We start from the raw sequence: 20,738 nt of genomic DNA, 5'->3' as shown, positions 1-20,738 counted from the left end.
GCTTTGAAGAAAGAGGTGTTTTGAAGGAATATGAAGAGAACTATATAAAAATCAGGAACTATCACGGATGGATACGACCATTGTCTGACGATAGCTTGACAAAACCTGCTCTCGGTTAAGCAGTTGGCGGCAGCGTTGCCGTTAACCGTTTCCGAGAGCGCTTTGATAAAGCTTCGAAATAACTATGGATTTTTATATTTTCTTGTCGCGCTTGGGCTGCCTGAAGAGTTACAAGAGTAAGCTCATGTGCGTAGCATTTGCCGGAACGCACGTTCCTCTACTTACTCTGTTGTTCTACTTCATCACCTCGACTACGGAGACAGCAGAAGACAAGCTGAGAATTGTTGGTATAGCATTGCTAGCAACACTCATGGGTACGGCTGTTACCTTGCTCGCGCTCCACAAGCTGCTCTCTCCGATTGGACTGACAGCGCGAGCGCTCCGAAATTATCGAAGCCATCAAAAGCTGCCTAGTCTGCCGACTTCATATACCGACGATGCAGGCATTTTGATGGCGAGCACAACTCAGACACTGCATCAGCTAGACGATTTTATTCACCGTCTTGAAGATTATGACAATCTAACAGAATTACCGAACAGAAAGTTATTTCAAGAACGGTTAAATCAAGAAATTTCAGGTGCTAAAGAGCAGCAGCAGGTTGTTGTTTTTATTGTCGATATCGATGGATTTAAGGACTTGAATACGGCTGAAAGTGATGAAATCGGCGATCGCGTTCTAAGAACGATTGCACATCGACTAGCACAATACGCCAGTAAAGACACTTTTCTAGCGCGAATGGGCAACGATGAGTTCGCCCTCTGCCAATGCAACTCCTTAGACGACGATTTTTCCACCGCGCAGGATATTCTGACGCTTGTAGAGCAGCCTTATCTAGAGATATCACCTGAGCTGCACATCACAGCCAGCATCGGTATCTCTGTTTATCCTGCTGACGGGACAGAACCTGGTAATGCTATTGCAAACGCCTATACTGCATTGCAGCAAGCGAAAAACTGTGGCATCGGCCAGTATCAATTTTATTCTACGGAAATGGCTACTGCCTTGCAAAGGCGCTTGCGGCTAGCCAAAGATCTGAGAAGTGCGACCCAAAAGGATGAGCTGTTGCTTTACTACCAGCCTCGCGTAGACTGGCGTAACGGCAATATAGTAGGCGCGGAGTGTCTGGTTCGCTGGCAGCATTCTGAGCTAGGCATGATATCACCAGCAGATTTTATCCCAATTGCAGAATCAACTGGGCTGATAGTGCCTATCGGCGAGTGGATTTTACAAACCGCCTGTGAACAAGCAAAGGCGTGGCAGCGTGCAGGTCTACCCCCTTTTACCGTCGCCGTGAACCTTTCTGCTAGACAGATTGAAAGTGATGGCCTTGTGGAACGGGTACAGCAGGTGTTAGCGCAAACTGAGCTCTCACCCGAGTTTTTAGAGCTAGAGGTTACTGAGAGCTTATTGATAGGAGAGGTGGAACCCACGCTGCTGGTTTTGAACGCTTTGCACCAGCTAGGCATCTCAATTGCTTTAGATGATTTTGGAACCGGCTATTCTTCGCTGAGCTATCTTCGAAAGTTTCCTTTCGATATTCTCAAAATTGACCGGGCCTTTGTAAAAGATATGGTTGATAGCCCCGATGCTGCTGAGGTAACCCAGGCAATTGTTGCTCTAGCGAGAGGCTTAAAGCTGGGTTTGATTGCAGAAGGTGTAGAAACAGAAGAACAGCTCAACTTATTGAAAACCTATGACTGCCACGAAATTCAGGGGTACTACTTTAGTCGCCCCCTGCCGGTTGACCAGCTAACCCAGCTGTTGAAGCAGAAATATCCTTGGCAAACTCAAGTATCTGCTGAGATAAATAGCCAGAGCGAGTGCGCTTCAGTCTCGAAAAACGGAGCGGCGAAGACACTTGCTCGCGTGTAGGCGAGGGGTTTCTGGCCTTTGAGTCGTTGACAATTTTACAGCCAGCCTTGTTTAGTAGCCCTAAAAACTGCCTGGGTTCGAGTCTTGACGCCTAGCTTTCCCAACATGTTTTTGGTATGGAATTTGACAGTGCGTTCGCTAATAGATAGCTGCTTTGAGATCTCGCGATCGCGCAGCCCCTGAGCCAATAGAATAATCACTTCCTGCTCTCTGATAGACAAAGGCGACTCGGTCAACGTCGGTTTAGAGAAAAGGGATGAGTCAAAAGGAGCATGACTTGAAGGAGGGATGTTGTTCAAAGGCATGGCATTCTCAAACGTTGGTTCAGAAGGGCGTTCTATTAGGGGTCCTGACGACTGCGGTATTTGCCATCGCGCTTCTGCTACCGTTCTACCTTTGTCTATTTTGACTTGTACCCTTCCTCCCCAGCGTTCGATTTCAACAGAGAGCGCTCTGAGTTCTTTGCTCAAAAGCCTGAGTTCCTTGCCCAAAGGCGAGAGCGATTGACCGTTTTTCTCAATCACATCATCCCTCACTTCGACCAATAGCATGGCTTCTAGCACAACATACTCTCTCTCATAGACCAAACGACAGTACTGACAAGCGTGCTGAGTCAGATGCCTGACTACTTGAATTAGTATCTGGCTGATGTTTGGGTCTAGTGGATGTTCTACGCCCAATAGGCTTAGCTTCTGCGGGCCTAAAATAGCCGCTATCTGCTCGGATAGGTAAATAGGAGAAAGTCGCTTTTGAGCCTGTGTTTGAAACTGCGCTGACCGGACCGCCTCTTGGTGATTCAGCGCACTAGCTAAGGCTCCTGCAACCGATAGGCTCAGCATTTGAAACACCTCTAGCAGCTCAGGTGCCATCACGCTGTGGCTGAAGATGGCTAATACTCCAATTGACTGATTTTGAGCGATCAGCGGCAGGCCAGCAAATCCTTGAATTCTGTTCTTAATTGCCCATTCTCTATCTTTCACCCAGTTTTCTTCAGAAAGCGCATTGCTCAAAAATGGAATGCAGTGCTGGGCAATTTTTCCAACTTTAAAAGCGCCCATCGGCACCCGCGCAAACGAGCCATCCAACCGGGTATACAGGCCCGCAGAAGCAACCAGACGCAGGGCTTTGCGATCGGCTTCGATTAGCCAAATCCTGGCGAAGGCACAGCCAAAAAGATCGATCAGACCGTCGGTAGTGCAAGTGGCGATCGCCTCTGCATCTAGACATCCGGTAAAGCGATTTACTAGCTCACCACAGCGCTTAAGATCAAACAGCAGCCTAGACGCATCCAAACTTTGGCGGGATGCAATATCAGATACAGGCATTCAGACACTGGACATAGGCTTTACATCACCATACATCAAACTTCAAAAGCAGTCACAGCGACTGTAGCCTCTAATACGAGGACTTAATTCGCTAACTTGCTACAAAGAGTAAGCGATCATCTGTATTCAAAGTCATCTGCACTCAGATGCTCAATCAGGAGTTGCTCAAGAGATAGGCTAGATGCTTCATGATTTTTAGAACCCGCGCTAAGTCCTGGTCTTGTCCAAGAACAAACTGGCGCGATCTGCCGTATCGAGGCCCCTGGTCAAACGCTAGTTTTAAGAACACAAAATCAATTCCATTCGTCACTAGCCCGTAGACCGGACGGTCTTTCGTCGGTGCAGCTAGCATGTAGGACAGTACCTGCGGAATGCCAGCCTGCGGTGAAAAAGTCGTGCGCTTAGATTCAATCACCAGCAGCCATAGCTCTTCTTTTAGCACAAGAATATCAATGCGCCCTTGAATCACCAGCTCGCCATCTGTTGCTTCAATGTTGATGGACTCTTCAGTGCTGACGTAGAAAGGTGGTAGGAATAGTCCTGATAAGTCGATCAGCGGCGCTAAGACAGCTAGCTTGACGGTATTTTCTCTAACTGACCGTTTTTCTAAATTGGCAACGGCGGCTTGAATTCTCTCTAATCTCTGCTGCTCTATGTCGGTAATTTCGGGTAGATCTGCCTGCCATTCTTCAAAGAATGAGGTGTCCTCGGCTTGTTCTAGCTGAAACGTCTTTTCTAAGTCGTAAAGCGTAATTTTACTAGCGGGAACGGTTTGAATCATGCGTGCGTCCCTCAATTAGTGATTGGATTGTGAGCGGTTAGCTTGTGAGCGGTTAGCTACTGATATTTTAGCGCTGGCGCGATCGCAACTGAGCCAATAGCTGCTCCCACTTTTGCGGCAGCGGTGCTTGCGCCGACACGACCGCCTGCGATATCGGATGGCTGAGCGTTAGCCGAAAGGCGTGCAGCGCTTGCCCTGGCAACCTCACACCAGGAAACTTGCCTGATCCATAGTCTGGATCGCCAATGATTGGCAATCCTAAATGGGTACTGTGAACCCTAATCTGATGGGTGCGGCCTGTTTCTAGCTGAAAGTGCATCAGCGTGTAGTTGCCTAGTCGCTCTACGCTCTTCCAGTGGGTGATGGCGATCCGTCCGCCTGCTTCTATCGGCAGAATCGACATCTTCTTGCGATGCTTGGGATGGCGACCAATTGGCTGGTTGATAGTGCCCTGTTCTGCTTTTGGAGCGCCGTTGACAATGCCCAGATATTCGCGCTGAGCAGTTTTTGCTTGAATCTGTTGCTGTAGGCTATGTAGCGCAATTTCAGTTTTAGCGACCACGATCGCGCCAGTGGTGTTCTTGTCTAGTCGATGCACAATACCTGGGCGCTGCACGCCGCCCACGCCCGTCAGCTGCTCGCCACAGTGAAAGAGCAAGGCATGAACTAGTGTCCCGGTCGCATGACCCGGCGCGGGATGAACGACCATACCCGCCGGTTTATTGACGATCAATAGCTGATCGTCTTCATAGAGAATATCGAGCGGAATATCTTCAGGAGTGAGTTCGTACGGCTGCGTTTCTGGAACGGTGAAGACAATGCGATCGCCCGCTGCTACTAGCTCTTTCTTGCGATCGCACACCTGGCCATTTACCGACACTGCGCCCTGCGCTATTAACTGCTGCACCCGGTTGCGAGAGAGCGCCTCGACATGATCTGCTAGCCATCGGTCTAAACGCTCTGGCACCTCTGCTTCAACTGTTCGCTCGTTCAACTGCTTGCTCATTCATCGTTCTTTATTGACCGCATCATTTACCGCCTCCCAGTGCTCGCTATTCATCGGAGAGGCGGGTGCTAAGAGTGGCTGTAGCTCGACCACCTTACCAATTACAGCGATCGCCGGCGCTTGAAATCCAGTTCGTGCAACCTGCTCTACAATATCGTCTAGCGTGCCAATGAGCTGCTCTTGTTCTGGCCTTGTTCCCCAACGCACTAGGGCGACAGCGGTCGTCTTCGATAGCCCTGCTTCTATGAGTGCCTGGGTAATATTCGGCAGATTGTGTACGCCCATATAGACGACAATCGTTTCTGAAGACTGGGCGATCGCGCTCCAGTTGACATCGGGTCGATACTTGCCTGCCGATTCGTGTCCAGTAACAAACGTTACCGAAGAGCTATAGCCTCGATGCGTTACCGGAATCCCAGCGTAGGCAGGGGCCGCGATCCCGGCTGTAATTCCCGGCACCACCTCTACTGGCACACCTGCTACCATCAGATCGCTCATCTCTTCGCCGCCGCGACCAAATACAAACGGATCGCCCCCTTTTAGACGGACGACAACCGCCTGCTCATGAGCCTTTTGTAACAGCACCTGAGTAATCTGCGCTTGAGACATCGAATGCCGGCCTCGCCTTTTACCCGCGTGGATTCGTTCAGCCCTAGGATTGATCCAGTTCAAAATTGGCTGACTCACCAGCGCATCAAACACCACGACATCAGCGCACTCTATCAGCGTCTTTGCCTTTACGGTCATCAGCCCTGGATCGCCTGGGCCTGCGCCTACTAGATAGACTTTGCCAATCGGCTGCTGCATCGGCGGATATTCCACTAGCGGCGAAGTAGTTGAGTTCAAAAAATTAGAAGGCATAGTCAGCAGTGACGTGGTGGCGGCTAGGCACAGTTAAACAAACTTACTCTAGGCAAGTTGCCATCTATGATACGCTCCGCAGATCTTCTATTATCCGTTAACCTTTTAGGTACTGACAATATTGACAATCAGATCGGCGAGCTCCTCAGTTGCCCCTAGCGTCGGCAGCAGTCGGAATTGTATTTTTGGAAAGCGTTCAGCTAGCTCTTCGGTGCGGTGCGCGATCGCATCGGTAATGCCGCCTGAGAACAAAAAGTAGGGCAAAATCGTCAGCCGCTGACAGCCCTGCTGCATTAGCTCAATCACCTGCGTCTCGATATCAGGCGGTGTTGCCCAATAAGCCACCTTCACCTTTGGATCGATCCGTCTAGTTAGCTCCTGAATCGCCCTATTTCCCTTCTTTCTTCGACTACCATGCGCCACTAACACAGCACCTTCTGCCTCTACCGAACTCAACCGATCCCCTAACACCAAAGCGATATCTTCGTGGCTGCCTAGATGAGGACATAACGTTAGCTGCAAAGACTCTTCTAGCAGCTTCTTCGCTGTTTCTATCTCTTGAGGAATATCTTCCATCACATGCACACCAGACATCAAGAAGACAGGTATCAGCTTCAGCTCTTTTATCCCCGCCGCCCGCAGCCGTCGCCCAAATTCGTAGATTTGCTCGCTCAGCGGCAGCGTCGCTAGCTCTAAACAGGCGGTACCGACAATCACTTCTGAGCTGACCTGAGTCAGCTTATCTGTACGTGGCCTAGTCAGCAGAGAAGTGGCGCTTTGAGTGGTAGCTGCTTGCTGATCAAACGCTAGGTCATCTGTCGGGCTATCTGCTAATTCGGCAGTATCCAACTCTCTGGGATTTCGTCTTAGAGCGGATTCTAGCTGCGATCGCACCAAATCTGCCAGTCGATTCATCGCCTCTTGAGGCCGAGGATCGCGGCTACCGTGCGAGATAAGTAAGTATGCAGTTGATGCAACGACTGGTTTCAAAACATGCCCCTGTATGTAATAGATATAGATGCCTAGCCTTATTGATATCGATTTTTCAAAGCCCTGGCCTATGAATATAAATTATTGAAGATTTAATTTACAAAGTGATGTATCAGAGGTTTCATTTTTACTTTTTCTTTCCACGTCCGCAGCCAGCGCTTTGGCGTCCATAGCCAGCGCTTCGGCGATCAACGCTAAATACACAGCGCTACAGCGGCGGTCTTACTAACCTGATAGCGTGAGTCCCAATCTGATAGAGTGGGTCACCCTTTCTGCTTTAATTATTGCTTTGTGTAGAGTAGTCTCGTCGCTCAAACCGTTTGAGATGAAGTAGCAAAAAGATCGCATGAAAATATGAAAGCTTCAAAAAAGTAGAGTTTGATCGAAAAGCAATGCTATACTGAGGGCCGATTATGGCGAGCGTGGCCAAGTGGTTAAGGCAGTGGATTGTGATTCCACCATTCGCGGGTTCAAGTCCCGTCGTTCGCCCTCTTTTAAGTCAAACCTAAGGAAAGCCAAACCCTTTTGCTTTCCCCTTTTTTGCCTGTCCGTAGTTCACGGTTCTAAACGAGAGCTGGTTACTGCCTGGGCTGTATAAGGTGTAGGTTGCCTGTCCTGGCGTGCGCCCGACTGAGCCTACACCCACGATACGCCGAGGCGTTTTGCTTTGGTCTTGAGTTGGTTGAGGCCCGTCTAGGGTGGTGACGGTAGAGTGTAGTTGGTTGGGGTTGACCCAGCACTCAAAGGTACGGCCTGAGCGTCCGCAGAAGAGATGGTTAGCATCGGCTCGAATCAGGCGATCGCACAGTTCAATAGCAGGTGTCTCGGGCGTTAGCTCATCGGCATAGCTCGCCATGCTGCCGTGAATCAGCAAGCAGTCTAGCTCATAGAAGCCAAAGTGCTGCGATCGCAACCACTGCACCGATTTACGGGACACAGAATCCCACAGGGCCTTGACGCCATCGCCCCCTACCGCTGCCATCAGCTCTGGGGCATCTGGCAAGCCACTGAGCCCATGTAAGCTAAAACACTGCTCTTCCCACCAGCCCACGCACACCTGGGGCTTTAGCTGTCCTACGCCGGGATGCCGCAGCCGCCGAATGACTGCCTCATTGTCGTTTTGTAGGCTGTCGTCTTGCAAGTTGTTGTTTTTTAGGTTGTTGCCGCTTAGGCCAATTACATCGCCTAGAATGTAAAGCTCTGTCACTGGCTGACGGAGTTGCCGCAGGTCTTTTAACACTGCTTCGTAGGCTGTCAGATTGCCCTCAATGCCACTCAAAATTGCCCACTTCACGGGTTTCTTTTATCCTCTCATATTGGCCTTTGATACTGGCTTGGCCTTTTATACTGGCTGCTAACGCTCACATACGTGGCTCGGGTCATCTGCGCGTTCAGCAAACTCCATGCCCTTAGCCAACCGCCAAGCAAAAATGGGCGGCAATCCTTTTTCAACAATCGCTTGACAGGTTTTCTCGTAGTTATAGGTGACTTCCCTGAACGTAACTTCGGCTGTGTCAGTGTTGTAAATGACGTAAGTGGCATTGGGTCTACCGTGACGGGGTTCGCCCACAGAGCCAGCATTGATAACCCGCTTCAGCGGCACCTGAAACTGTTGCTCCTGAAGCTGTTGCGCGCGATCACCACTCTCTGCCGTACCTACTTTCACCGACAGCGCTGCATTTTCCAGCTTTCTCTCATAAGGGACATGGGTATGACCACAAAACAGCACGTCCGCATCGGCAGACAGCACTCTTTCTAATGCAGCAAAGCCATCCATGCTTGGTAGCAGATACTCATGCTGACTGTTCGGGCTACCGTGTACAAAACAGAGATTGTCTTTCTTCAACGTTAGAGGCAGCGTAGCCAAATATTCACGTACTTCAGGATGAATTTCTCTATCTGTCCACTCATGGGCCAGTCGACCCCGGTATTCGGCAAGTTGTGATGGATAGCTACACTCACAGGCGTTCAAGCCATCAACAATGTCTTCATCCCAGCAGCCCTGGCAGGAGGGAATAGCGAGCGAGCGAATTTTCTCTACAACCTCATTGGGGTAAGGGCCATAGCCCACCAAATCACCTAAGCAATAAATCTCTTCTGCTCTTTGCGTGTCAATGTCAGCCAGGACTGCATCTAGCGCCTCAGCGTTACCGTGGATACAGGAAATAACTGCAAGTTTCATGCCACATTCTCCTCTGCGTTATTAGTTAGATCAGTTGTTTTATATTGTTGTCGGTACTGCCGCTGATACTGGGCTATCAGCTCATCTGATAGGCAAGATACGCCTAGCGCTTCGGCCATCGTTTTTTGCTGAAAATCATACCCAACTACTTCTAGGCTACTTGGACGGGTAGGTCTTCCTTTGAGCGATCGCGGCAGTTTCAGTTCGGTATATTCAATCCCCGGCAGCCCTTCTACAAAGTCAATATCAAAGGCTTGCCCATCCGGCATCTCGAAAATGCCCTTTAAGCGAATCACCTGACCGTAAGCGCCGCCCGTGATTTCAGTCAATAGCTCATCCAAACTCGGCGGGTCAAACACCTGCCCTGTGAGCGGCATACGTCGAGTTTCAGGAAAACAATTCGGATGAGGAACCTGAATTTTGTTGCCTGCGACCAGCTCATCAGCCCAATCGTGCCATTCTGATTGTTCTGTTAATTGCGCTAGCTCAGGCGGAACAATCGCCACCTTACGACAGGGCAGTTGGTTGAAAGGCAGTGCGGCTAAGTCAAGGTGAAATCCCAGCTCTATATAAATCTGCGCTTGGTCAGGCAAATTCATCAGTAGAGCTGCTGCTTGAGTATCTTCTACCACCGTTACCTCTGGAAAGTGATAGCCGACGCGCAGTCGATCCACCGCTTCTGTTCCCGCTGCCGGACAGAGATAAAATAGTGGCTGCTTAGAGGTAGAGAGAAACTGATTAATCCAAGTTGTTTTCCCAATTCCTGGTGGGCCAGCGACTAAAGTAATGTTCATTTGGCCTTCCCAGATTTTTTGTTAGCGGCAAGCAACAGCGCTGTCTCCTTGGCGAAATAGGTCAAAATCATATCTGCCCCGGCCCGTTTGATGCTGGTTAGGGTCTCTAGCATCACGGTTTGCTCGTCGATCCAGCCCTGCTGGGCAGCGGCTTTAATCATGGCGTATTCGCCGCTGACGTTGTAGGCCGCTACCGGCACATGGGTGTGCTGCTTGATGCGACAGATAATGTCTAAGTACGCCAGCGCAGGCTTCACCATGATGATATCTGCCCCTTCTGCAATATCTAGTTCAATCTCTTTAATGGCTTCTCTCGCATTGGCCGCATCCATTTGATAAGTTTTCTTATCGCCAAATTTAGGTGCAGACTCAAGCGCATCCCGGAAGGGGCCATAGTAAGCCGATGCGTATTTGGCTGAGTAAGCGAGAATGCCCACATTGATCCATCCAGCCAAGTCGAGTGCTTTGCGAATTTCGCCGACTCGACCATCCATCATATCTGAGGGGGCCACAAAATCAGCACCTGCTTCAGCCTGTACCAGCGCTTGCTTAGCGAGGACTGCAACCGTTTCGTCGTTTAGAATTCGACCATTTTCTACAATGCCATCGTGACCTTCACTGCTGTAGGGATCGAGGGCTACGTCGGTGATGATGAGCAGTTCGGGTACCGCTTGCTTGAGCGATCGCACCGCCCGAGGAATCAACCCTTCCGGGTTATAGCTTTCAGTGCCGGCATTGTCTTTTTGCTCATCAGGAATGAGGGGAAAGAGTGCGATCGCCCCAATGCCCAAATCGCTCGCAGCTTTTGCCTCTTCTAGCAACAGATCTAGAGAGTAGCGAAAGCAATCAGGCATCGAAGGAATAGCTTCTTTTTGCCCTTCGCCTTCCATGACAAACAGCGGATAGATAAAATCAGCGGCGCTCAGCACCGTTTCTTGTACCATTCGACGCAGTCCAGCCGTTCGCCGTAGCCGACGCGGGCGATGCATTAGGCCAATAGAATCAGAACTGACAGAATCAGTCGAACTTGCGCTAGCGTTCGAGTCATCTATTTCGACAGATTGGCTCGGGGAAGAGACTAACGGGGCTGGAATAGGATTCATCTCTGACTAGGCAATCTTTAAATGAACGCCAATAGCCTATCATTATTTTACGAAAATGATTATCATTATCAAAATATTGCACAAATAAATTGCGCTTGCTCACTCTGGCTTCTAGATTATTTTCTCTAGCTGACGCTGCTTTGTCCTAGGATCTCGGCCCAACGTCATCCAGCGCTTTGTGGATTTTGTACTGCTGGCCAAGCTGGCTCAAAATTGTAATAACAGTTTCAATCGGTGAGCAATCGAGTTCTTTGCACTAAAGCTGGCTAACAGAGGTGCCAGTGTCCGAGGTGAGCTTCAGGAGGTTGTAAACCCAGTCCTTAAGCTGTGCTCAACTAGGCACTCCTAAGTACTCAGCGGCACGTTTTTAGCGAAGAAAGCCCTTACCGTGACTGCTCTGGGCCCAAACTCGCCATTCTCCTTGTGCTCCGCCTGCCGCGAGCAATTTGCCTTTGGGGTTCCAAGCCAATGCTGAAAATCCTTGATCCGCGCCGTCTAAAATTTGGCTAAGTTCTTTTGCTTTATGCCAAAGAATAACTTTGCCATCTTCAGCGGCAGAGGCAAGCAGTGAGCTACCGGGTTGAAAGGCTAGCGCTGTAATATTCTTTTGGTGCAGATCAAAAGCTCGTGAGGTCCAACCGGCTTCGGTAGCAGGTAGCTTACGCCAAACGGCCAGGATTGCTCCACTGGCAGCTGCAATGGCTGGCGCTGATGACCGAGCACCTGCCCAAGCCAGGTGACGCACTTTGCTAGGGAAACCGGTCATGCGCCAAGGGTAGGGGCTCTCCCACTCCCACACCACGAGCGAGTTGTCGAGATTGCCTGAAGCGAGATATTGGCCGTCGGCGGAGATCGCGATCGCCATCCCCGCTGCCGCAAGCTCTTGCACCTTTGGATCATCATCCCAATTGGAGCGTGACCAAATTTTGACAGCCAAGTGGCCGCTAAGCGCCAGCTGATTGCCGTCAGGATGCCACGCTAAATCCAACACAGAAGATGCTTCAAACGGCAGCGTTGTTACTATTTCTTCACGCACCATATCCCAAACCTGAACGCAGCGCCCTAAGCTAAAAGCCAGTTCATTTCGCATAGGACTCCAGGCCAGATGATCTACCCAGGTTCGAGTGTGTTCTAGCACTTTTACAAGCGTTGGCGGCGTTGAATCTGTTGTCAAGTTTTTTGGCAGTCGCCACACCTTTACTTGACCGTTTTGCCCCCCAGCCGCCAAAAATTGACCATCATAGGAAAATCCCAAGCAGTCAATTGATTCACTGCCTGATGGCCCAATGGTAATAGTTTGTTTCTTAGGGATATTCAACAATATGACTTCGCTGGAGCCGGAGGCGATCGCCAGCCACTTCCCATCAGGCGACCAGTCCATTGCCGTCACATAGTCTTGCAGTTGCCCTTTCCAGCTCAGCGACAAAAAGGAAGACTTTTTCAAACTAGGCACGCCCGAAAATCCTCTTTGAGCCGATCCGCATCTAAATTCCGACCGATAAAGACCAGCTCATTTTTACGAGTTTCCTCTGGCTTCCACGGACGGTCAGGTCGTCCGTCAAACAGCATATGCACCCCTTGAAACACAAACCGCTGATCTTCTCCCTGAATATTCAAGATTCCTTTCATCCGAAAAATGTCCGGGCCTTGCGTCTGCAGTAGCTGGCTCAGCCAGTTGTTGAGCTTTTGTCCATCGATTTCACCCGACTCGACTAGCGCAACAGAGCCTACGGTTTCATCGTGCTCATGGGCATCTTCACCCAAGAAATCAGGATCAATTTCCAGCGCACGGGTCAAATCAAACGCCTGTACGCCTAGCACATCATCCATATCCACGGCAGCATCTTGAGTGCGATACAGCTTTGCCATGGCATTCATCCCGCGAATTTTAGCTTCTAGCTCAGCTAGCTCTGCATCACTCGCCAAATCGGTTTTATTGAGCAAAATCACGTCGGCAAAGGCAATTTGCTCCTGTGCTTCTTCGGCTTCCCAGTGCTGATGTATGTGCCTAGCATCGACCATAGTCACCACAGCATCTAGGCTGATTTGATCCTTCATATCTTCATCGACGAAAAAGGTCTGAATGACGGGGGCCGGGTCGGCTAGTCCGGTGGTTTCGATCACCAGATGGTCGAACTTGTCGCGGCGCTTCATCAGGTTGCCAATGATGCGAATGAGATCGCCGCGCACACTGCAGCAAATGCAGCCGTTGTTCATTTCAAAAATCTCTTCATCAGCATCAATAACAAGCTGATTGTCGATGCCTACTTCACCAAACTCATTGACAATAACGGCCACTTTTTTGCCATGCTCGTGGGTGAGAATGCGGTTGAGCAGCGTTGTTTTCCCCGCTCCTAAGTAGCCGGTCAGGACGGTCACTGGCATCGTATCTGGCATCGTATCTGGCGCAGGCTCAGCAAGCATTGTATTTGTCATAGGACTATCCCGGCAATTTGAGTATGATAATCGTTATCATATAATAAGCATGGTGAAATGCAGTATCAAGAGCGCAACATCCTGGGTTGTGAGAGATGGTTACAGCCAGTGTCCGCCCCAGGCCAATAGCATTGAAAACGTGATCGCGGCGATCGCCTGTCTGACCATCAATCCCACCGCAAATCTCACCGACTGTTCGCGGGCGATGGTGAGGGCGGTGACCAGGCAGGGCAGCAACACCCCGGCTAGGTACACACCCGTCAAAACTTGCAGAGGCGTGAGTACGGCTAAGGTGTCTGGTTCGGCAAAAAGTAGCAGTCCGTCTTTGCGAATTGAGGCCAGAATGACCGGGATAGCCGCTTCTGGGGGTAGACCAAACAGCCCCATCAGAGGGTTAATCCATGCTGCTAGAGCGGTGATGAGGCCGAACCAATCTAGTACCGAGGCAGTCACCGTAATGACTAAAAAGATAGGAATCGCATTGGTCAAAAACTGGTGAAGGGTACCTTGGGTTTCGCGCCAGATAGTAGACCAGTGGGGAATTTCTAAAAAGGTGCGCCGTTCGATCATCAAGGTATTGTGGACCGAGCGGGCGGCTTTGGGCGAAATCAGGCGGGTGTAGATCAAGGTGGTTAGAGTTAAATAGCCCAGATAGGGCACCACTAACCCCGGCAAATTGGCCGCGCTGAAAACCCCTAGAGTGGCTCCAAACTGATAGGAACAGGCAGAGCCAAAGGCGATCGCACTCACACAGGTATGCCGAGAACAGCTAGAACAGGCCCGAGTACTGATCACAGCGGGCACATTGCAGCCAAACCCCATAATCACCCGCACCAAATCTCGCCCGGATAGACCAAAAGGTCTGAGGAGTGGATCTAGCGCTACGGTAATGCGTTCCACCAATCCACTTGCCTTGTAAGCGCCCAAAAGCAGAGCGTACAAAACCACCGTGGGCACTGCCCAGACAAACAACAGCGGTCCCATAGTGACTAGGCCATAGCGGCCAATCAAAATCTCTCGCAGCAGCGATGGCGTCTGGGACAGAACCGCGATTAGAGGAGCTAATCCAGCCTGTACAAGGGGATCTAGCACTCCGGCCACACCATTGGCCACACCAACAGCAAAGGCAGCAGGCAACAACAACAACAGCACAGCCAACAACCAGCCCCAGCGCGGATGTTCTAGCCAGGTGGGATGAGGTTCAATGCACTGTCCTGCCAGAATCGGACGCCACTTTGTTGGAAAAACAGTCGGCGTCTGGAACGCCCCTAGAATCTGTTGGCGCTGATCCGAGCTTAGATGGCGAGCATCCACAGGAATAAACCCCACCTGGGCAGCATGTTCCCAACGGCTCACGATCTGCTGAGCAAGCTCAGAAACCCTGACTTTATCCCAAAAGGTAGCCACCACCACCCCTTGCTTCCCGGCAACTAACGGCAACAAGTCGGCCAAGTCATCATCGATATGGGTCGCTTTGACCAACAGCACGATGATGTCATGAGCGGTGTCATGAGCCTGGAGTTGGGCTAGGGCTGCTCGGGTGGTGGCGGTGTCGGAACGAAAGAGAATGCCTGGGGTATCGATTAGGAGATTGTCTTCTGTCTGATAGCGATCGCAAGCAATTGTTGAACCTTGAATGTTAGTACTGGTGGGACATTGACCGGTGAGGGCCGCCGCTAAGGCAGATTTGCCGGTACTCTCTTTACCGATGAGAACAATAGTGCGCTGGGGTGTGCGCTGGGTGCAAGTGCGCTGATTGGGTCGAGCCATGACATTCTGAGCCTCACTAATTTCTGAACCTCACTAGCAGATGCAATCGTTGCTACAGCAGGAGAGATCGTCGAGGAAGAGTCCAGCCTGGCGGTAGGCATCGAGAGGGGTAGGGTCGAGATCGAGGCGCTGGGCGATCGCATGGGCGATCACCGCAAAACGCTGGCGAAACTTGTAGATAAAGCAAAAAATCAAATCCTCGTGACGCACGGAAGGCCCAGAGACAAAAAGACCAGGGGTGAGGGTAGATTCGTCGTCTTCGGTCAGCGCGGCATAGCCCTTCGACCAGTCGAAGAGGGGCGCAATCTGTTTCAAACTGGTGTCAAAACCGGTGCAAAGAATGGGAGGATAGGCGGTCGTCCACTTGTGATATTCGCTGTAAACCGCGTAGCCACCAGGGATGGATTTGACTTCTTCAATATCAGCGTCACCGACGATATCCAGACGCCCGGTGCGGTAGATAAACTCCAATCGCTGTAGCGTGTAGGGAGAAAGGGCAACACTAGGGTCGGTGTCAGGATTAGCCCAGGCTCCATCGCGATCGAGCACACCCACTTTCTTACCCATCGCCACGAGATTAGCAGCAGCGTCTATACCGCTTTCGTAGCCCCCAATGATGATAAATTCGTCACCCTCCAGCTTTGCCCACGATCGAATCTGGGCGTTGTGGATGCAGTGCTCTGCCCCTAAAAAGGGATGCAGACGCGGATATTGGTACTCTCCAGCGGCCCAGATGACAAACCGAGTGCGAATGACTCTGTCAGCAGTCTGCAGCTTGAAGCCTCCCTGAGGCAGCGGCTCTACGGTCTGGACATCCACGCCAGTCCGAATAGGTAGCTCAAAGTGATCGGCAACGGTTTGCAGGTACAGGGCGTACTGTTTACCGCTGATGTGCTCTCGTCGAAAGGCAACTGCCGGTGAGGTTTTCAAAGTCACCGCATTCAGATCGAGCAGTCCAAAGCCATGGCTGGGAAATGAAGGCGTAATCAGGTGCATCTCCTCAGGCCAGCGGCTAAAGGAGGCTCCAACCTGATGTCTTTCCAGAATCGTAAAGCGCTCTAGCCCCAGCTCTTTGAGTACGACACCACAGCCGATACCGGCGGCTCCCGCACCGACAATCACAACGTCATAGGACAGATCCGTTTGGGAAAAGCTCACTCTGGTTTACCTAAATGACGAGAATTTAAGAATGATAATCATTATCAATCTTTTTGTCTAGGGGTTGTCGGATCATGATTAGAGGGTTAGACCGATAAGGAATTTGGACCCATCGCGCTCATGATCGGGGAAAATTCTCAGCTTGATAATGGGACGGATATCCTTTAATCTGCTTTCGTTCTGGTGAGCGATAGGTCAGTTGCTTGCTAGTAGTTTTCCCTAGGCTCACCAAAGATTCTGCCATTTTGACCGCCGCTGCAACAGCATCAATCACTGGCACGCCCAAACGGTTTTCTAATTCTTGTTCTAAGCCACTCATGCCAGCGCACCCCAAACAAATAGCCTCAGCACCATCTGCTTGAATCGCTAGCTGACTAGCTTCAGTCAATACGTCTAGAGTGTTTGCTCGATCTTGTTCTGTCTCAAGCACCGATAGCTTTGTTGTTCTGACAGAGGCGCAACGTTCTGTGAGACCTGTTTTGACAATTGTTTTTTCTACCATGTCCCGTGTTCGGTGAAGCGTCGTTACAACACTCCACTTGGCTGCCAACATATTGGCCACATACAGACTGGCTTCAGAAATACCGATAACGGGCTTAGTCGTAATCTCGCGGGCTGCCTCAATGCCTGGATCTCCCCAACAGGCCAGAATAAAGGCATCAGAATCACGATCCAGAATAATCTGTTCTAAAATGCCGGGAATGGCCAAATATTCATCATAAAAACTTTCAACAGATTCAGGGCCGCGCTGGGGCTGCACCGTCACAATCTCAGTACCCGGAAATTTAGCGCTTTGGGCCGAGGCATTGATATTGGTCGTCATGGCCTGGCATGTGTTGCTATTGATGATTTTGATATGGCAAGTCGGTGGAGACATAAGAGAGAATGGGGCGAAATATCTTGAGTGCGATCGCGTTCGGCGTTGGCTGACCATTCAGCAACGTCGTTAAACGTCTGCCTCAACATAGACTAGAATGCGTGCTGCTGCTGTGCTCGCAGCGAAAGGCGATCGTAGAAGAGGTCTTCATGGTCACTGCATTCATGTCGGACAGTTCAAACCTATAGACGTGCTAGATAGCTGACTAATTGAGTGGTCAAACATTTGATTTATATGCGTTTGAGCTACTATAAAAGCGGATTTGAGAAAGTAATGCCATGGTGACCCCCAGCCCTGCTCATCAATCAGCGATTGTCCGCACAGAGAGAGGGCTAACAATTGCAAGCACCCGCATCACTCTCTACGATGTAATGGACTACGTTTTAGCTGGATACCCGTCTAAGTTTATCCAGGGGTTATTCGAGCTGACAGAGGATCAAATCAACGCTGCTCTAGCGTACATTGAGACCAACACTGCTGAAGTAGAAGCTGAATATAAACAGGTTATCCGAGAGGCTGAAGAACTTCGGCAGTACTACGAAGAACAGAACCGTGAACGAATTACTCAAATTGCTTTACAGCCCCCCAAGCCAGGAACTGAAGATGCCTGGGAAAGACTGCAGGCAGCTAAAGCCAAGCGTCAGTCAGCAGTATGATTTGTCTAATCGACCACAATCTTAAAGGTCATGCTTTAGTTTTCTTCGGTGCGATCGCTAGTCAGGGTTGGCTTGATATCGTACCCATCCAGTTCGTCACATTCGATGAACTAGATTTACCGACTGACAGTGATGATAGGGTAGTTTGGTGTTTGGCTCAGAAAAATCAAATGGTTCTGCTCACAGCCAATCGAAGTATGAAGGGCAAAGACTCGCTAGAACAAGTAATGCGAGAGGAAAACGTAGCGGAATCGTTGCCTGTTGTCACTATTGGCAACGCTGATCGACTACTCAGCGATCCCGAATACCGAGGGAGATGCGTCGAAAGCCTAGTTGAAATTGCCCTCAGTCTCGATAGCTATTGCGGCGCAAGACGTGTCTTTATTCCATCGTAATCAGCTAAAGGGATATTCTGCACGAGCTATAACCAGCGTCATGACTAGGCCAACAGTATTGAAAACGCGATCGCAGAAGAGGTCTTCATGGTCACTGCATTCAGGTCAAGCAATTCAAATCCATGACTGGGAAATGACGAGGTGATGAAGCTCATCTCTGGGAACCGCTTAAACTTAAGTAGATAGCAATGGAGATCCCTCCTTATGACTCTCGAATCATCCATCCTAAATAACCTTAAAAAGTTGCCTAAAGCTATGCAGCAGGCAGTGTTCCTGTATACAGAATTTTTAGTCAACCGAACTAACCAGCAGGACTCAATTCAGCTTGAGTCAGTATCAGAAACACTATCAAACAAGCGAGGTGGGTTAGGCATTTGGAAAGACAAAATCTGGATTACCGATGACTTTGATGCGCCTCTAGATGACTTTCAAGCGTATATGTGAATGAAGTTCCTGATAGATACCTATGCTTTTCTCTGGTACATTCAGGCGAGCGATCAGCTTAGCCCAAAGGCCGCAGGCATTCTAGAAGATCCTAGTCAAAGCCTTTATTTCAGCATCGCTAGCCTTTGGGAAATCTCAATCAAAATGGGGCTGGGTAAACTCACTCTAGATAACTCATTTCATGAGCTAGAAGCGTTACTTTCGAGGCTTTCTATTGAAATTTTGCCAGTTACATTCGCAGATACCGAAACTTATCTACGTCTTCCCCTTCACCATCGTGATCCCTTTGATCGCATCTTGGTTTCTCAAGCGATGAATTGCTCTTTGTTCATCATTACTGCCGATTCCGCCTTTAATGCCTATGCCATTGACCCGATATGGTGATGAGCTAAGTGGCTAGCAAGGCATCTGTGCCTTGCTTGGGAAGCTTCACTAGAATTCATCACCGCGACTCAACGGTATGGCGCAGGCCAACACTATCTAATTAAACCACAACGTAACTACTCAGGGGGTACATGAAAACCTGTCTAAGCCTGTCATATCGAAGTTTCAGCCAATTCTTCCGAAAAAACAATTCTCAATAAGTCGAGATATTTAAGGACTATTGAGAATTTCTGTAGTTTTATTTAGAACAATCAGACATCTAACCACTACTGGTAGCGCTTTTAGCATTGTTGAAAACTATATATAGAGCCTGAGTAGTTACACCACAACGTTACAGGACAAATCTGTTTGGGAAGCGACCCAAGGGAAAGGCTCTGAGTAGGTCAGACAGAAGCTGCGACAGTTAACACCCTGGATTCCTGGAATCATACGTCAAAAGTTGCCTATAAGTTCTGTAGATGAGGATATTACTACTTAAAAGTAACGGATAATGTCTGGAAATATGGATCTTATGTGTCAACGCTGACACTGGATATAGAGTTAAGTCACCTCAAGTACGGGTCAGGCTTATTGCTCCGATAACATTAGTGATTGACTGAAAAGTCAGTATTAGGATATTTATACTGCCTTTAACTTAGAGCGCTAAACTATTGGCAGTACTGGTAGAAGTTTTATGCCTGAAAAAATAAGTGAGGTTTTTGGGGTTTATGAGGAAGCTCTAAAACAAGAGGGCGTGTTTAATGGATTTATAGATCTTGACTCAAAATTTTATGTTGATCCACATCTGCTTGAAAGTACGAAAGTACCGGAGCTTGAGAACTCATATCTCAATTTCAAGACCCACTTTACGAAAATCGTTCATCTTTTGAAGGCAACAAAACATTCTGGTGATAGGTTTTTTCGTGCTGCTCACAAACAATTAATATTTCCAGAACTGCCATTCGTGTCTTTAGGTTACTCAACAGAGGGTACTTCAGGTAGCGGTATCGGATCAGGAATTGCACTTAATCTAACAAATACGGCATGGGAAATTATACAAGCAGGCATAACCGACCCAGTCATTTTTGAACTGGTTGGACTTATTGAAGAAAATATTGGTGCTGATCGAATCAGCGATATGGCGATTCATATAATCCTCATAGACTTATTAAACTACTCAGAGCGAGTTGCCAAAAAACTTAATTTAAATACTTGTCAAGTGAAAGCGCGCAGAACAAAATTTCTCCTGCCAGCTATTCCTGGCAATAACCGCCCTACAGTGTTGATTCCTTGTGAAATTCTAAATGATCTCCCCATAGCAAATGGTTGGGATGATATTGATAGAGCTTGCGCTCATAACGAAGATTTACGTAATCGCGTAAATGAAATCATTGGCGATTCTTGGAAGGATGAGGCAGGAAAAAGAAGAAGAATCACGAAGCGTGAGTTGAAGCATATTCTTCTTAACCATCCTGAAGTACTTCAAGATTTAGTGGACCAATATAAAAGAAATCCTCCAAAAAAGTATGGCTTTCTCCTAAGGGGGTGACACAAAGGCTACAAGGTTTGTAGGACGGCCATCATAGCTTTCTGCCCCCTCAGATAATATTCAATTTTCCCCCGATTGAGCATCATCAACTGTTGTACTTGTTGTTGGCTATCTT

The 20,738-nt window shown here is 49.3% G+C and carries 20 protein-coding genes and 1 tRNA gene; 7 read left to right on the top strand and 14 right to left on the bottom strand.

Annotated elements, in window-relative coordinates; all coding sequences use genetic code 11:
* Positions 1–244: 244 nt before the first annotated feature.
* Positions 245–1,933 (top strand): bifunctional diguanylate cyclase/phosphodiesterase, encoded by a 1,689-nt coding sequence (locus IQ256_RS16800; RefSeq protein ID WP_228024978.1) that lies wholly within the window; start codon positions 245–247, stop codon positions 1,931–1,933.
* 35 nt (positions 1,934–1,968) lie between these two features.
* On the opposite strand, the gene IQ256_RS16795 is transcribed toward IQ256_RS16800, so the two are convergent.
* From IQ256_RS16795 to IQ256_RS16775, 5 genes are all read right to left on the bottom strand, one after another.
* Positions 1,969–3,258 (bottom strand): LuxR C-terminal-related transcriptional regulator, encoded by a 1,290-nt coding sequence (locus IQ256_RS16795; RefSeq protein ID WP_193856698.1) that lies wholly within the window; start codon positions 3,256–3,258, stop codon positions 1,969–1,971.
* A 154-nt stretch (positions 3,259–3,412) separates the two neighbouring features.
* The gene (locus tag IQ256_RS16790; protein ID WP_193856697.1) at positions 3,413–4,039 is read right to left on the bottom strand and encodes a restriction endonuclease subunit R; all 627 of its coding nucleotides are present in this window, start codon (positions 4,037–4,039) and stop codon (positions 3,413–3,415) included.
* A 67-nt stretch (positions 4,040–4,106) separates the two neighbouring features.
* A complete protein-coding gene (locus IQ256_RS16785) occupies positions 4,107–5,045 on the bottom strand; it encodes an RluA family pseudouridine synthase (protein ID WP_193856696.1) in 939 nt (312 codons plus the stop codon).
* Complete coding sequence (gene cobA, locus IQ256_RS16780; protein WP_370623470.1) at positions 5,046–5,906, bottom strand: uroporphyrinogen-III C-methyltransferase; 861 nt, start codon at positions 5,904–5,906, stop codon at positions 5,046–5,048.
* Between the two features lie 105 nt (positions 5,907–6,011).
* Entirely contained in the window at positions 6,012–6,896 is an 885-nt protein-coding gene (locus IQ256_RS16775) for a sirohydrochlorin chelatase (RefSeq protein WP_193856695.1), read from the bottom strand.
* Between the two features lie 416 nt (positions 6,897–7,312).
* Here IQ256_RS16775 and IQ256_RS16770 point away from each other — a divergent pair.
* Positions 7,313–7,385: transfer RNA gene (locus IQ256_RS16770), tRNA-His, on the top strand.
* A 16-nt stretch (positions 7,386–7,401) separates the two neighbouring features.
* Here IQ256_RS16770 and IQ256_RS16765 read toward each other — a convergent pair.
* The 9 genes from IQ256_RS16765 to IQ256_RS16725 all read right to left on the bottom strand — a co-directional run bounded on the left by IQ256_RS16765 (position 7,402) and on the right by IQ256_RS16725 (position 17,216).
* Positions 7,402–8,190 (bottom strand): metallophosphatase, encoded by a 789-nt coding sequence (locus tag IQ256_RS16765; protein ID WP_193856694.1) that lies wholly within the window; start codon positions 8,188–8,190, stop codon positions 7,402–7,404.
* 60 nt (positions 8,191–8,250) lie between these two features.
* Positions 8,251–9,078, bottom strand: coding sequence for a metallophosphoesterase (locus tag IQ256_RS16760; RefSeq protein WP_193856693.1), 828 nt, complete (start codon positions 9,076–9,078; stop codon positions 8,251–8,253).
* On the bottom strand, positions 9,075–9,872 hold the full coding sequence (locus tag IQ256_RS16755; protein ID WP_193856692.1) for a GTP-binding protein: 798 nt from the start codon (positions 9,870–9,872) through the stop codon (positions 9,075–9,077). Before IQ256_RS16755 ends, IQ256_RS16760 begins: the two co-directional genes overlap by 4 nt.
* Positions 9,869–10,861: a porphobilinogen synthase gene (hemB, locus tag IQ256_RS16750; protein ID WP_228024981.1), complete on the bottom strand. Its 993-nt coding sequence runs from the start codon at positions 10,859–10,861 to the stop codon at positions 9,869–9,871. The genes IQ256_RS16755 and hemB overlap by 4 nt, the downstream gene beginning before the upstream one ends.
* Positions 10,862–11,342: 481 nt before the next feature.
* Positions 11,343–12,428: a WD40 repeat domain-containing protein gene (locus IQ256_RS16745; protein WP_370623469.1), complete on the bottom strand. Its 1,086-nt coding sequence runs from the start codon at positions 12,426–12,428 to the stop codon at positions 11,343–11,345.
* Positions 12,416–13,411 carry a GTP-binding protein gene (locus IQ256_RS16740; RefSeq protein ID WP_228024977.1) on the bottom strand — a complete coding sequence of 332 codons (996 nt, stop codon included), beginning with the start codon at positions 13,409–13,411 and terminating at the stop codon, positions 12,416–12,418. Before IQ256_RS16740 ends, IQ256_RS16745 begins: the two co-directional genes overlap by 13 nt.
* Before the next feature lie 99 nt (positions 13,412–13,510).
* Complete coding sequence (locus IQ256_RS16735) at positions 13,511–15,181, bottom strand: nucleoside recognition domain-containing protein (protein ID WP_193856690.1); 1,671 nt, start codon at positions 15,179–15,181, stop codon at positions 13,511–13,513.
* Positions 15,182–15,214: 33 nt separating this feature from the next.
* Positions 15,215–16,339 carry an NAD(P)/FAD-dependent oxidoreductase gene (locus IQ256_RS16730; protein ID WP_193856689.1) on the bottom strand — a complete coding sequence of 375 codons (1,125 nt, stop codon included), beginning with the start codon at positions 16,337–16,339 and terminating at the stop codon, positions 15,215–15,217.
* 118 nt (positions 16,340–16,457) lie between these two features.
* Positions 16,458–17,216 (bottom strand): aspartate/glutamate racemase family protein, encoded by a 759-nt coding sequence (locus tag IQ256_RS16725; RefSeq protein ID WP_193856688.1) that lies wholly within the window; start codon positions 17,214–17,216, stop codon positions 16,458–16,460.
* Positions 17,217–17,494: 278 nt separating this feature from the next.
* Between IQ256_RS16725 and IQ256_RS16720 the strand changes: the two genes are divergently transcribed.
* The 5 genes from IQ256_RS16720 (at position 17,495) to IQ256_RS16700 (ending at position 20,623) form a co-directional block, all read left to right on the top strand.
* The gene (locus tag IQ256_RS16720) at positions 17,495–17,872 is read left to right on the top strand and encodes a DUF433 domain-containing protein (RefSeq protein ID WP_193856687.1); all 378 of its coding nucleotides are present in this window, start codon (positions 17,495–17,497) and stop codon (positions 17,870–17,872) included.
* On the top strand, positions 17,869–18,267 hold the full coding sequence (locus IQ256_RS16715; RefSeq protein WP_193856686.1) for an ACP S-malonyltransferase: 399 nt from the start codon (positions 17,869–17,871) through the stop codon (positions 18,265–18,267). Before IQ256_RS16720 ends, IQ256_RS16715 begins: the two co-directional genes overlap by 4 nt.
* Before the next feature lie 204 nt (positions 18,268–18,471).
* Positions 18,472–18,711, top strand: coding sequence for a DUF2281 domain-containing protein (locus IQ256_RS16710; protein ID WP_193856685.1), 240 nt, complete (start codon positions 18,472–18,474; stop codon positions 18,709–18,711).
* Positions 18,712–19,095 carry a type II toxin-antitoxin system VapC family toxin gene (locus IQ256_RS16705; protein WP_193856684.1) on the top strand — a complete coding sequence of 128 codons (384 nt, stop codon included), beginning with the start codon at positions 18,712–18,714 and terminating at the stop codon, positions 19,093–19,095. It begins immediately after the preceding gene.
* Between the two features lie 673 nt (positions 19,096–19,768).
* The gene (locus IQ256_RS16700; protein ID WP_228024976.1) at positions 19,769–20,623 is read left to right on the top strand and encodes a hypothetical protein; all 855 of its coding nucleotides are present in this window, start codon (positions 19,769–19,771) and stop codon (positions 20,621–20,623) included.
* The last annotated feature ends 115 nt before the right edge of the window (positions 20,624–20,738 follow it).

Origin of the sequence: cf. Phormidesmis sp. LEGE 11477 (assembly GCF_015207105.1) — a bacterium.
Taxonomy (GTDB): domain Bacteria; phylum Cyanobacteriota; class Cyanobacteriia; order Phormidesmidales; family Phormidesmidaceae; genus Phormidesmis.
The sequence above is the reverse complement of the archived record's forward strand: the minus strand, read 5'-3'. Positions and strand labels throughout refer to the sequence as shown.

What these genes read in the sequence shown, in the direction of transcription:
- IQ256_RS16705 (WP_193856684.1), top strand. Translation starts at nt 18,712, where the DNA reads ATGAAGTTCCTGATAGATACCTATGCTTTTCTCTGGTACATTCAGGCG.
- IQ256_RS16720 (WP_193856687.1), top strand. Translation starts at nt 17,495, where the DNA reads ATGGTGACCCCCAGCCCTGCTCATCAATCAGCGATTGTCCGCACAGAG.
- IQ256_RS16800 (WP_228024978.1), top strand. Translation starts at nt 245, where the DNA reads ATGTGCGTAGCATTTGCCGGAACGCACGTTCCTCTACTTACTCTGTTG.
- IQ256_RS16715 (WP_193856686.1), top strand. Translation starts at nt 17,869, where the DNA reads ATGATTTGTCTAATCGACCACAATCTTAAAGGTCATGCTTTAGTTTTC.
- IQ256_RS16725 (WP_193856688.1), bottom strand. Translation starts at nt 17,216, where the DNA reads ATGTCTCCACCGACTTGCCATATCAAAATCATCAATAGCAACACATGC.
- cobA (WP_370623470.1), bottom strand. Translation starts at nt 5,906, where the DNA reads ATGCCTTCTAATTTTTTGAACTCAACTACTTCGCCGCTAGTGGAATAT.
- IQ256_RS16755 (WP_193856692.1), bottom strand. Translation starts at nt 9,872, where the DNA reads ATGAACATTACTTTAGTCGCTGGCCCACCAGGAATTGGGAAAACAACT.
- hemB (WP_228024981.1), bottom strand. Translation starts at nt 10,861, where the DNA reads ATGCATCGCCCGCGTCGGCTACGGCGAACGGCTGGACTGCGTCGAATG.
- IQ256_RS16785 (WP_193856696.1), bottom strand. Translation starts at nt 5,045, where the DNA reads ATGAGCAAGCAGTTGAACGAGCGAACAGTTGAAGCAGAGGTGCCAGAG.
- IQ256_RS16740 (WP_228024977.1), bottom strand. Translation starts at nt 13,411, where the DNA reads ATGACAAATACAATGCTTGCTGAGCCTGCGCCAGATACGATGCCAGAT.
- IQ256_RS16735 (WP_193856690.1), bottom strand. Translation starts at nt 15,181, where the DNA reads ATGGCTCGACCCAATCAGCGCACTTGCACCCAGCGCACACCCCAGCGC.
- IQ256_RS16700 (WP_228024976.1), top strand. Translation starts at nt 19,769, where the DNA reads ATGCCTGAAAAAATAAGTGAGGTTTTTGGGGTTTATGAGGAAGCTCTA.
- IQ256_RS16710 (WP_193856685.1), top strand. Translation starts at nt 18,472, where the DNA reads ATGACTCTCGAATCATCCATCCTAAATAACCTTAAAAAGTTGCCTAAA.
- IQ256_RS16760 (WP_193856693.1), bottom strand. Translation starts at nt 9,078, where the DNA reads ATGAAACTTGCAGTTATTTCCTGTATCCACGGTAACGCTGAGGCGCTA.
- IQ256_RS16795 (WP_193856698.1), bottom strand. Translation starts at nt 3,258, where the DNA reads ATGCCTGTATCTGATATTGCATCCCGCCAAAGTTTGGATGCGTCTAGG.
- IQ256_RS16790 (WP_193856697.1), bottom strand. Translation starts at nt 4,039, where the DNA reads ATGATTCAAACCGTTCCCGCTAGTAAAATTACGCTTTACGACTTAGAA.